The organism is Lutibacter citreus (genome assembly GCF_003260195.1).
In the GTDB taxonomy this organism is placed as follows: Bacteria; Bacteroidota; Bacteroidia; order Flavobacteriales; family Flavobacteriaceae; genus Lutibacter; species Lutibacter citreus.
Window position 1 is genome coordinate 583,037 of record NZ_QEIH01000002.1, and the last position, 12,252, is coordinate 595,288.

The 12,252-nt window shown below is 28.8% G+C and carries 13 protein-coding genes; 8 read left to right on the forward strand and 5 right to left on the reverse strand.

Features of this window, described 5'->3' with window-relative positions; all coding sequences use genetic code 11:
* Positions 1-147: 147 nt before the first annotated feature.
* Both DAD81_RS05565 and DAD81_RS05570 read left to right on the forward strand, forming a co-directional pair.
* The gene (locus DAD81_RS05565) at positions 148-327 is read left to right on the forward strand and encodes a hypothetical protein (protein WP_111707241.1); all 180 of its coding nucleotides are present in this window, start codon (positions 148-150) and stop codon (positions 325-327) included.
* A complete protein-coding gene (locus DAD81_RS05570) occupies positions 311-490 on the forward strand; it encodes a LamG domain-containing protein (protein WP_111707242.1) in 180 nt (59 codons plus the stop codon). Before DAD81_RS05565 ends, DAD81_RS05570 begins: the two co-directional genes overlap by 17 nt.
* 65 nt (positions 491-555) lie before the next feature.
* On the opposite strand, the gene DAD81_RS05575 is transcribed toward DAD81_RS05570, so the two are convergent.
* Positions 556-795: a DUF1059 domain-containing protein gene (locus tag DAD81_RS05575; RefSeq protein ID WP_111707243.1), complete on the reverse strand. Its 240-nt coding sequence runs from the start codon at positions 793-795 to the stop codon at positions 556-558.
* 219 nt (positions 796-1,014) lie between these two features.
* On the opposite strand from DAD81_RS05575, the gene DAD81_RS05580 reads away from it, so the two are divergent.
* Positions 1,015-2,319: a voltage-gated chloride channel family protein gene (locus DAD81_RS05580; RefSeq protein ID WP_111707244.1), complete on the forward strand. Its 1,305-nt coding sequence runs from the start codon at positions 1,015-1,017 to the stop codon at positions 2,317-2,319.
* Between the two features lie 94 nt (positions 2,320-2,413).
* Complete coding sequence (locus DAD81_RS05585; protein WP_111707245.1) at positions 2,414-3,586, forward strand: carboxypeptidase-like regulatory domain-containing protein; 1,173 nt, start codon at positions 2,414-2,416, stop codon at positions 3,584-3,586.
* Between the two features lie 11 nt (positions 3,587-3,597).
* Here the strand turns inward: DAD81_RS05585 and DAD81_RS05590 are convergent, their stop codons facing one another.
* Together DAD81_RS05590 and DAD81_RS05595 are read right to left on the reverse strand one after the other, a co-directional pair.
* The gene (locus DAD81_RS05590) at positions 3,598-4,854 is read right to left on the reverse strand and encodes an ATP-binding cassette domain-containing protein (RefSeq protein ID WP_111707246.1); all 1,257 of its coding nucleotides are present in this window, start codon (positions 4,852-4,854) and stop codon (positions 3,598-3,600) included.
* A gap of 86 nt (positions 4,855-4,940) precedes the next feature.
* Positions 4,941-6,980: a sensor histidine kinase gene (locus DAD81_RS05595; RefSeq protein WP_111707247.1), complete on the reverse strand. Its 2,040-nt coding sequence runs from the start codon at positions 6,978-6,980 to the stop codon at positions 4,941-4,943.
* Between the two features lie 207 nt (positions 6,981-7,187).
* On the opposite strand from DAD81_RS05595, the gene DAD81_RS05600 reads away from it, so the two are divergent.
* From DAD81_RS05600 to DAD81_RS05615, 4 genes are all read left to right on the forward strand, one after another.
* Positions 7,188-7,709, forward strand: coding sequence for a GNAT family N-acetyltransferase (locus DAD81_RS05600; protein ID WP_157961084.1), 522 nt, complete (start codon positions 7,188-7,190; stop codon positions 7,707-7,709).
* Between the two features lie 173 nt (positions 7,710-7,882).
* Positions 7,883-8,656, forward strand: a complete 774-nt coding sequence (locus DAD81_RS05605; RefSeq protein WP_111707249.1) for a GNAT family N-acetyltransferase — start codon at positions 7,883-7,885, stop codon at positions 8,654-8,656.
* Positions 8,657-8,702: 46 nt separating this feature from the next.
* Positions 8,703-9,230: a GNAT family N-acetyltransferase gene (locus DAD81_RS05610; RefSeq protein WP_245949177.1), complete on the forward strand. Its 528-nt coding sequence runs from the start codon at positions 8,703-8,705 to the stop codon at positions 9,228-9,230.
* A complete protein-coding gene (locus DAD81_RS05615; protein WP_111707251.1) occupies positions 9,221-9,787 on the forward strand; it encodes a DUF1572 family protein in 567 nt (188 codons plus the stop codon). The genes DAD81_RS05610 and DAD81_RS05615 overlap by 10 nt, the downstream gene beginning before the upstream one ends.
* A 12-nt stretch (positions 9,788-9,799) precedes the next feature.
* Here the strand turns inward: DAD81_RS05615 and recJ are convergent, their stop codons facing one another.
* Entirely contained in the window at positions 9,800-11,497 is a 1,698-nt protein-coding gene (gene recJ / locus DAD81_RS05620) for a single-stranded-DNA-specific exonuclease RecJ (protein ID WP_111707252.1), read from the reverse strand.
* Positions 11,498-11,687: 190 nt separating this feature from the next.
* Positions 11,688-12,107, reverse strand: coding sequence for an OsmC family protein (locus DAD81_RS05625; protein WP_111707253.1), 420 nt, complete (start codon positions 12,105-12,107; stop codon positions 11,688-11,690).
* Between the last annotated feature and the right edge of the window lie 145 nt (positions 12,108-12,252).

Consider the following 12,252-nt stretch of genomic DNA (forward strand, 5'->3'; position numbering starts at 1 on the left):
ATAAAGTAGTTGTTAAATATACTGAAATTCAGAAACTTATATATAAAATGCATTTGATTTTTGTTAAGTAATTTTGGCTGTTAAAATTTACAAATGAATGTGATTTCATATTTAAAATTTTATTAGAAAACAATTCATTCAACTTTTATGGCTCCAGTTGAGGTTGATAATGTTTTAGGTGTAAAAACGGAACAAACTTTAGGTTTGCTTTTAGTAAGTTCAGCTTCTTGTAGTTTTAATGTAACCGTAGTAAGAAATGCTCTAGCTCAGATAATCCTTATTTTGTGGAAAATAACAATCCCAAACCAGTATGGGAAAATGGGTTAAAGTTGAAAATTTAACGGATGAATTTAATGAAGATGTTTTAGATGAAGTTAAATGGAATAATAGAGATCCTTTTAAATGGTTTGTTAGGGTTCCAGGTTTATTCAAAAAGAATACAGTTTTTCAAATTAATGGTAATTTACAACTAACAGCAAATAATCAATAAGTGTAAATATTTACCTAAAAATTTATATTTATTTATTAATAGTAATCATTTGGTTTGTTTGAACCTTATTTATTATCGGGAAGTTGATCAAATTCTTTTCTTTTGTTTTCAAACCATTCATTCATGGTTTCTGGAGAGCTCATTAATTTTCTCATTTCACTCCTTGCTTTTAAATGTGCTTTGTCTCCTTTTAGAAACATTTCTTTTCCATGATTTTTGCTCATTGCAGTTATTCCTTCAAAAGTATTTGCTTTAAATTTAAGGTTACAGGCGCCACCTAATTGATTACAAGTCATTGTTTTCATAATTTCATTTTAATAGTTGTACCTAAAAATAGGGATTTAATTAGAGTAAATAACAATTATAAATTCAATATTATTTATACAACCAAAGAAACAGAAAACTATCGTTACTGTTTTTTTAGCTATTTTCTATTCAATCACAGGAATTAATTTAAATTTGCAACACTTTTAAATCGCACATTAGAGTTTAATCTTTTCTAGATTCTTATTATTTAAGAAATTATGAATATAAATAAAATTAAAAATTTTATACTATCAATTGAGCAAGTTCCATCTTTAATTTATCTGTTTAAATGGGTTTTTATCTGTTTACTTTTAGGAGCTGCAGCAGGAAGTGTATCTGCATTTTTTCTTATAAGTTTAAATTGGGCTACAGATTGGCGAGAATCACATTTATGGATAATATGGTTGCTTCCTATTGGTGGTTTTATAATAGGATTATCATATCATTTATACGGTAACAGTGTGGTTAAAGGTAATAATTTATTGCTTGAAGAATTTCACTCACCAAAAAAGATTATACCTTTTAGGATGGCACCGTTGGTATTATTAGGAACTATTCTTACCCACTTTTTTGGAGGTTCAGCAGGTAGAGAGGGAACTGCGGTACAAATTGGTGGTGCAATAGCAGACAGGTTTACAGAGGTTTTTAACCTTTCAAAACGCGATCGTCAAATAGTGTTAATTGCTGGTATTAGTGCTGGTTTTGCTTCAGTATTTGGAACACCGTTAGCTGGTGGAATTTTTGCACTTGAAGTGTTAGTATTAGGCCGTATTAGATTAGATGCCATTGTGCCTAGTTTTTTATCGGCTGTTTTAGCCAATTATTTTTGTGAAATTTGGAATGTATCGCATACACATTATCATATTTCTTCTGTAGCAGAAATGAACCCAGTAAACTTATTATGGGCTTTATTAGCGGGTATTATTTTTGGTTTAGTAGCAATGTTGTTTTCTAAATCAACACATTTTTGGAGTAATTTATTTAACAAACATATAAATTATCCTCCATTAAGGCCAGTAGTTGGAGGAGCTATTTTAGCTATCGTTGTTTTTTTAATGGGAACAACAAAATATATTGGACTAGGAATACCAACTATTGTTGATGCTTTTAGTATAAATTTAAACTCGTATGATTTTCTTTTAAAAGTGCTGTTGACATCATTTACTTTGGGAGCTGGATTTAAAGGAGGTGAAGTAACTCCATTGTTTTTTATTGGAGCTACATTAGGAAATGTGTTAGTTTGGTTTATTCCGTTACCAATGAGTATGCTGGCAGGTATGGGGTTTGTGGCTGTTTTTGCGGGGGCAACAAATACACCAATTGCCTGTACTATAATGGGAATTGAGTTGTTTGGAATTGAGGCAGGTGTTTTTATTGCATTGGCTTGTAGTACAGCTTATTTATTTTCTGGGCATTCAGGTGTTTATTCTTCGCAAATTATTGGAAGACCAAAAAATCACAAATATAAACGTGAAAAAGGAATGTCTCTTTCAGAGATTGAGAATAGCAGAAAAAAGAATTAAAGTGAGTTATAAAAAGGTTGCTTAACCATAACTTTTTTGAGGAATAAAAGATTTAATTATATTTGTTTCCAAGCATTTAATAATTGTTCTCAATATGTTTCAAAAAACTTACAATAAATTACCCTTAATAATTACATTCTTTTTAATCTATATTATTTCATTTTCAATAACTGCACAGGAAAAGAAAATTGAATTAAAAGGAACTATTTTTGATACAACAAATATTACTATTCCTTATGTTTCTGTAAGTATTATTGAAAAAGGGATAGGTACCTCTAGTACTGAAGATGGTGAGTTTTCTATTTTAATATCTAAAAACGAACTTCAAGACAGTCTTTCAATTTCATCCTTAGGATTTAATTCTTATAAAATAAAAGTACAAGACTATTTGTCTCAAACAGAGAAGAAAATTATTTTAAAAGAAAGCGTTGTAAAAATGACAGAAATAGTACTGTTAAAACCTTTTGAATATGTTGAAAAAGCAGTTAAAAATCTAAAAGAAAACACAATTAATACGCCTCATAAATTAGAATTATTGTATAGACGTGCAGCAACGGAAGGTGGAAAATCTAAATTTTTTGTTGAAAACTATATAAAAATAAGAGATAGAGGTCCAGCCTATAGTTTGGGTAGTGTTGAGGTTTCTGAAGTGAGAAAATCTGCTGATTATAGAATTTGGAAACGTACACAATGGACACATTCTATTAATTATATGGCGACTGGAAATCCGTTAAGACCATCAGATAAAAAACCAAATCTTAAAAAGTATAAATGGAAAAAAATTGGAGATACTTCTTATGAAGGTGAAGATGTTGTAATAATTAAAGGAACTCCAGAAAAAGGTTGGGGTTTTATTACATTTTATATAGGGCTAGATAATTATGGCGTTTATAGAATAGAACGTGAAAAATCATTGTATTTATATAAAAAACATAAAAGTGGAAAATTACACTTAAACTATTATTCTAAAGAATGGGGATTTGGGAGGGATATGATTCCAAAACAATATTGGGGTACGGAAGCAGAAAAAATGACTTACCGTTTAGAGGCTTTTGTATATAATGTTGAAACTGATAAAAAGAAAATTAGAGTTAGAAATTATGGAGGAGAAACAGATATGGGTTCAATAGAATTACCATATCACGAAGATTTTTGGAAAAACTTAAGTATGCCACCAGATACAAAGTTTTTTAAGAGAATAAAATCAGAGTTAGAGGGATTGTATGGTGTTCCTTTAGAGCGTCAGTTTGAGCTTGTTAATAAATAGATCTCGTATTTTTAATTATCAGTTAGTGTTTTTCCTATTGAACCTTCTTTGGTAGGGATAAGCTCATAAGTAACTTTAGGGTTTAATCCTTTTTCTTTCTTATGTGAAACATAGATAATTGCTGTTTTACTTTCTTTTGAAATCTTGTTTATAAGAGTGGTAAGCACCAAAACATTATAATCATCTAAGCCATGGGTTGGCTCATCTAAAATTAATAAGGGTGGGTGTTTTATCATAGAGCGTGCAATGAGTACCATACATTGTTGTTGTTCAGAAATATCTGAAAACCATGCTTGTTTTAAATTTGTAAGACCAATTAAATCAATCCATTTATTAGCTAAAGCGGTTTCCATAGATTTTGGTGATTTATACAACCCAATAGAATCATGCAAACCAGAAATAACCATACTCTCAACAGTATGTCTTCCTTCAAATAAAACTGTCATTGCAGGAGTTACGTAGCCAATTTTCTTTTTAATTTCCCAAACACTTTCTCCAGTTCCTTTTTTTCTTCCAAACAAAGTAATATCCTGTCCAAAGGCTTTAGGATTATCGCCAGTTATCATTGTTAAAAGTGTTGTTTTACCAGAACCATTAGGACCTTTAAGTTGCCAGAAATCTCCTTTTTTTATTTCCCAGTTAATGTTGTTTACAATGGTTTTGTCACCATATTTTACGGTTACATTTTTAAAATGAATTAAGGGATTATTTATTGAATCTATTTGATTTAATGGTGGAGGAATAGTACCATTTATGTTGAAAGTTTTTTCAACTTTATATTCATTTTCGTAATTAGATATTGAACCTGAATACACAATAGTGTCGTTTTCAATTTTTACCACATTTTCAATAAAAGACAAGACTCTTTCTTTTCTTCTAAAAATTTGAATAATTATTAACTTTTTAGAAAGTTCATAAAGTCTTAAAGATAAATCCTTTTGAGCTTCTGTATCTAACATATCAAAAGCATTGTCTAGAACTATAAAATCTGGATGTTTTAAAAGGAGATGATTCAATAAAGCTTTTTTCTGTTCACCACTTGAAAAGGTTCTAATACTTCTAGTTGTACCCTTTGAAAGTGTAAAATCACTGTGAATTTCTTCTTCTTTAATAAATTTATTTAAATTATGACTAGAAAAAAGAACACCGGTTTTTCCTGCAAGATGTTTAAATGGTTCTGGGGCATTTCCTTTTAGTAAATTTTTAAGAAATAAAGATTCAATTTTAATGTTGGAACCATAAATTGCGCAATGTTTTTTTTGTTTCAAACGATTAATTTTTGGAATAATTACTAACTATAATTAGGTTGTAAAGTTACCAAGATATTTAAAATTTATTGTAGTTTTTAACGTAATTAATCTTCTGGGATTAAAACTTTAAATGTTGAACCATTGCCAAGTTGACTTTCAACATTCATTTGCCAATTATTTTTCGCAACAATTCCCTTACAAATAAGCAAGCCTAAACCAGTTCCTTTTTCATTATTAGTTCCTGGCATTGATAAACTTTCATCTAATTTAAATAATTTATCAATGGTATCTTCACTCATTCCAATACCTGTATCTTTAATGCTAAGTTCAATAGTATCATTTATTTCATTTAAATCAAATTCAATACAGCCGCCATTTGGCGTAAATTTAATCGCATTTACCAATAAATTTCTAATAACTGAGTTAATTGAATTTAAATCAATATTTAATAAAGGACTTAGTTTTATTTTATTTTTTATTGAGATTCCTTTTAATTCTGCATCATTCAAATAAAGGTTTATGTTTTTCTTTATAATTAAATCAAGATAATCAGTTTTTTTATTAATTTCAAGATGATTATTTTGCAATCTTGCCCACTCTAACAAGTCTAATAATAACACAAATATTTTTTGAGAAGCTTGTAAAGATGCTTCAATCATTTTGCGTCGTTGACTATCACTGTAATTACTGTAGTTATTGTGTAAAATATCTAAAAGACCAAGTAAGCCGTTGAAAGGAGATTTTAAATCGTGAGCAATAATGGCAAAAAATTTGTCTTTATCATTGTTTTGCTTTAGTAATGAAGCTTCGCTTTCTTTTAAGTTTGCTTCTAATTTTTTAAGTTCGCTTATATCTATAAAAGCAGCCATTATACACAAGGTTTTTTTCTCATGTATAACGGGGCTAGCTAACACAATACTATTAAATATTGTACCATCCATTTTTTTAGGTTTAATTTCCCCAATATATACATCCCCTTTTTTTATTTTATCTAATATTGTTTTATCATAATCATTTTCTGAAGCGAATTTAGAAATATGTTTGCCAATTATTTCTTTTTTATCATCATAACCAAAAAGTTTTAAATAGCCATTATTAGAATAAGTGATATATCCATTTAAATCTGTAAAAGCAATGGCATTTGGTGAATTTTCTAGAGCATAATCTTTTAATCTAAGCTGTTCTTCTAACATTTTTTTTTCTGTAATGTCAGATGCAACACCTCCCATTTGAAAAGGTTTTCCAATTTTATCATACACGATTGATTTTCGTTCATGAAGCCACATTATAGTTCCGTCAGCTTTAATTATTCTATATTCACATTCTGCATTTCCATTAATTATTAATTCTTTATTTGATTGTATTGCAATCTTTTTGTCATCTTCATAAACAATATCTAACCACATATCTGGATTTTTCGCAAAATCAGATGAAGGATATCCAAAATATTTCATAAATGAATCATTTAAATCAATAATTTCTGTTCCATCTCCTTTAGCTACCCAAACAATATCATTCAGTTGATTTACAAGTTGATTAAATTTAGAATGAGCAATTGCTAATTCATTTTCTTTTTTTGTTATGGCTTCAAAATCCCGTAATTTATTAATTGCAAACGATGCTTGTGAGGCAAGGCTTTCAATAGCAAGTTTGCAATTTTTACTTGAACAACTTTGACTTTCATATGATTTTGGAATAAAAAAAGTTGCACCTCCAAAATAATTTTTAGAAATACAAAAACTAATAGCATAAACTTCAGAAACACCAAGAATCTTTTCAATTGTTTTACAAACAGTTTTATTAATTCTTCCATTCACAGCATCATATAACCCTTCAGGAAAATGATGAAGTTCTCTGTTTTGGAACTCTTCTTGTTCAGCTTCTGATAAATCACTAAAAGGGAAATCTATTTCAAAAGGATCCTTACCAACTAATGTTTTTATGGTTGTAAGATATTTATCTAATCCAAAACTATGAATTATCCTAAAATTCATATCATCGGGCTGAAGTTTAGTAATAAGAAAATAAGAGTCAGGTAGTATTTCCTTAATTGCATCATTCATTATCTGATAAATTTCAAGTTCATCATTAACATCAGTTAATTTATTAGAAACACTATGTATTATTTTAATAAGGTTACTCATCTTTAACTATCTATAGCTGTTTTTTTAATAGGAGTTGTTAGAGGTATGTTAAAACAACTACAAACCCAGTTTATAAAAACCGATTGAAAAATAGAAATATGCAATTTTTTTCTAGGTTAAAGATAAACAAACTAACTAAAAGAGCGTATAATAATTATCTTATTTTAAAGATATATCTTCGTAATTATTTAGTTGAAAAAAATAGAAATGATATTTGAAACAGAAAGATTATTGGTGCGAAAACTTAATATAAAAGATTCGGATTTATTTTATGAAATGATGAGCAACCCAAAAGTTATGGATCCCATTCCTCAAAAAGTATTTTCAAGAAGTGAAAGCGATGCAAAATTGAAGGTGTTAATTTCTCCAGAAAAAGGAATGAACCTAAAAATTTGGGGGTTATTAGAAAAAAGAAATAATTCGTTTATTGGAATTTGTGGTTTCTTAAAAAATAATGAAAATGATGATGAAATTGCCTACCGTTTAATTGAAAGGTATTGGGGAGTGGGTTATGGAACTGAAATAGCAAAAGCACTTGTTGAATACAGTTTTAATATTTTAAAAGTTGAAAAAATAACTGCAGATGTTAATATAGAAAATGAAAAATCAGCCAAAATATTACAAAAATTTATGAATCCAGTTAAAGAGTTTTTCAATAAAAGTGATAGTTGTACAGATAGGAGATATGCAATAACAAAAACGGAATACTATACCGCAAATAGTAGATAATTGTTTTAAAAATAATTAAAATGTTTTATATATTTAAACTTCTTATTTAGATGAAATTAATAATGAATTTAAAATAGAAAAAAGCATGTTTAACTCAAGGAAGGATGATCTTTTAGAAGGTAATTGTAGGGACATAACTTTTGTGAAAAATGGATTTATATTAGTATTATTAAATGAAACAGTTAATTAACCTAAATACAGAAAACATATCAGCAGAGCATATTTGCTGCGCCATATCTGATAAAAAATGCTCCAACAGTTATGAAGCTAAAAAAAATTGGTTAACTAAAGAATTTAATAACGGATATATATTTAAACGTATTAATGAAAGGGCAAAAGTATTTATAGAATACGGACCTGCAGAAACAGCTTGGGTTCCAATTACGGCCCCAAATCACCTAAATATCAATTGTTTTTGGGTGTCTGGAAAATATAAAAAGAATGGCTACGGAAAAAAACTTCTAAAATCAGCTATTAGTGATGCTGAAAATCAAGGAAAAGATGGTTTAGTAACGGTTGTAGGGGCTAAAAAATATCACTTTATGAGTGATACAAAATGGCTTTTAAAACAAGGGTTTGAGGTAGTTGAGCAAATTTCAAGTGGGTTTAATCTTTTAGTGAAAAAATTAAATCCTAAAGCTGAATTACCGAAATTTAATGAATCTGTTAAAAGCGGTGAATGCTCAGAGAAAAATGGCGTTGTAGTTTATTATTCCAATCGTTGCCCTTTTGCAGAATTTCATGCGCAAAACTCTTTGGTTGAAACTACTAAAAATAGAAAAATTCCATTAAAAATAATTAAGTTAAAAACAATGGAACAAGCTCAATCCGCACCAAGCCCAGCAACCATTTTTAGCTTATTTTATAATGGAAAATTTATTACAACCGATATTAGTATTTGTATGGATAAAAGGTATGATAAGATAATGGACAAAATATTAAAATAAATATGTTGTATTTTCACATAACTAAATCAAATCCAATAACCTTATTTTGATTGAATCAAAAAGAATTATTTTAAGACCATTAGAACCTTTAGACAACACTCAAATTTTTAAATATAGATCCGATACTGAAACAAATAAATACCAAAGTTGGATTCCTGAAAAATTAAAAGATGTTGATGAGTTTATTTCAAAACTTCCAATGGAGTTTAACAAAGCTGAAACCTGGTCTCAACTTGCTATAATTGAGAAAAGATCCAATATTGTTATTGGTGATATTGGAATTCATTTTATAGGTGAAGACAATTTACAAAGTGAAATAGGAATTACACTAAGTAAAAATAAACAAGGAAAAGGTTTTGCTACAGAAGCTATGAAAGCAACAATTGATTTTCTGTTTAAAGAATTAAATAAACATAGAATTATAACTTCTATAGACCCAGAAAATACAAGATCTATAAAGCTTGTTGAACGATTAGGTTTTAGAAAAGAAGCACATTTTAAAGAAAGTTTATTTATTAATGGAGAATGGGTTGATGATATTATTTATGCAATTTTATACAACGAATGGAGCTAGATTATATTAAAAATACAAAATCACAATTTGAGTATTACAAATCTCTTGGAGAAAAAACTATTGAACAATTAGATGAAAAAGATTTATTCTGGCAGTTTAATAAAGAGTCTAATTCTATTGCTATAATTGTTAATCATCTTTCGGGAAACATGAAATCTAGATGGACAGATTTTTTAATTGCAGATGGAGAAAAAGAATGGCGAAATAGAGATTTAGAATTTGATACTGTAATTAAAAATAAAGAAGAATTACTTATAAAATGGAATGAAGGTTGGCAATGTTTATTTGATGCTTTAAATTCTATAAATCAAGAAAATTTTAATACTAAAGTGTACATTAGAAATCAATCTCATTCAATTGTTGAAGCAATAAACCGGCAATTGGCTCATTATTCATATCATATTGGTCAACTAGTATTTATTGGGCGTATGATAAAAGGAACCGCTTGGAAAAGCCTATCAATTCCAAAAGGAAAATCGAATGATTTTAACAAAACTAAATTCTCTAAAGGGAAACATGGAGGTCATTTTACAGATGATTTAAAAGAGAAGATATAATTATTCAATCAACTATTCTTCTTGCAAATCTTTTAAAACCAACTGTAAAGAAGTGTTTCCATTCCAATGATTTTCATCAACGGTATAAGCTACTTTAAATGGTTTTCCTTGTGTAACAAATTCATGTTTTTCACCTAGCCCAAAACCAATAGCATTAAATGTTTGCTGATTACCTCCATCAATAATACTCAATTTTAAATGGGTTTCATCGGCGCCAACTTTTTTACCATAACCATTGTCTCTTAACCCTGATGTTGTAAATACGGGATTTAAATTTTGAGGTCCAAAAGGTGCTAATTGTTTTATAATTCTAAAAAATTTAGGAGTAATTTCAGATAAACTAATTTCAGAATCAATTGAAATTTCTGGTGTTCTTAATTCTTCAGGCAAAGTGCTTTTTACCACTTCTTCAAATTTGTTTTTAAATTTAGGATAATTTTCTTCAGTTAAAGTTAACCCTGCTGCGTATTTATGACCTCCAAATTGTTCAATAAATTCAGAACAAGCTTCCAAAGCATTGTAAACATCAAAACCTTTTACTGAACGTGCTGAGGCAGCCAATTTATCACCACTTTTGGTAAAAACTAAAGTTGGGCGGTAATAGGTTTCTATTAATCTAGAAGCCACAATACCAATAACACCTTTATGCCAATTTTCATTATAAACAACAGTTGAAAAGTTCTGCTGCTCATTATTTTCTTCAATTTGTTGTAATGCTTCAATTGTTATGGATTTATCTAAATCTTTACGTTCGTTATTGTTTTTTTCAATGGCCATTGCAAACTCAACTGCGGTATCAAAATTAGCTTCAGTTAATAATTCAACGGCATAATTTCCATGCTTTATTCTACCCGCGGCATTAATTCTTGGAGCAATATTAAAAACCACATCAGTAATTGTTAATTCACTTTTATCAATTTGATGAAGCATTGCTTTAATCCCAGTTCTTGGGTTAGAATTTATAACTTGTAACCCAAAATAAGTTAACACTCTATTTTCACCTGTAATTGGCACAATATCTGCTGCAATTGCTGTTGCAACTAAATCTAAATACGGGATTAAATCATCAATAGTTTCGCCACGTTCACTAGCTAATGCTTGTATTAATTTAAAACCAACTCCACAACCACATAATTCTTTATAAGGATATTCGCAATCTTCTCTTTTTGGGTCTAAAACGGCCACTGCCTTTGGTATTTCTTTTCCCGGCCTATGATGGTCACAAATTATAAAATCAATTCCTTTTTCTTTAGCGTAATTTACTTTATCAATTGCTTTAATTCCACAATCTAAAGCTATAATTAAACTAATATCGTTGTCTTCAGCAAAATCAATTCCTTTATATGAAACCCCGTAACCTTCGGCATATCTATCTGGAATATAGGTTGCAATATTAGGATGAATTGTTTTTAAATATGAAGAAAGTAACGAAACAGAAGTTGTTCCATCAACATCATAATCGCCAAAAACCATAATATTTTCGTTATTGGAAATTGCCAATTCAATTCTTTCAACAGCTTTATCCATATCTTTCATTAAATATGGATTGTGTAAATCGTTTAAACTTGGTCTAAAAAATAATTTAGCTTCATTAAAAGAGGCAATTCCTCGCTGTACCAATAACTTAGCCAAAGCGATATCAATTCCTAATTCTTTTGCAAGTGTTGATGTAATTTGAGGATCTGGATCTGGTTTTAATTTCCAACGCATTTTCTAGCTTTTTTTCAAAAGTAGGTAAAATATTTTATCGTTTATACTTTAAACTTTACTGAAATTACAGAAAACAGATGTCATTGCAAATGTAACGGAGCGAAATGTAGCAATCTCATAAAATAACGGTAAGCTAAGATTCTTTATTTCGCTTTCATTGCATTTAGAATGACAAGATATCTACCATCTATTATTTTTCAATATAAATAATTTCAGTAGTTACAGTTGCAAATTGTCTAAACATTTCCATAACTCCACAATACCTATCTACTGATAAATTTACGGCTTTTTCAATTTTGTCTTTTTTGAAGTCACTTCCAAAAAAACGATAAGTAACATGAACTTTATCATAAAATTTAGGATGTTCTTCAGTTAAATTAGCTTCAACTTCAATTTTAAAATCTTCAACTTCCGCACGCATCTTTTTTAATAAAGAAGCAACATCCATACCTGAACAACCCGCTAGTGATGTTAACATCATAGCTTTTGGACGTAATCCTTTTCCTTGTCCTCCAACATCTGGACCTGCATCAATCATTACATTTCCTTCTGGAGCAACAGATTCAAAAAGCATTTGACCTTTCCAGTTTAATTCAATTTTATTAGTCATAATTGTATTTTTATTTTAAGATAATAACAAATGTAAAAGAAATTTAGTCGAAAAAATGTAACATATTGTACAAAATTGGAACATATAATTAAAAGCTAAAGCATCTTTAAAAACCAAACAAAAAATTTACAATTCTAAGGTCTTT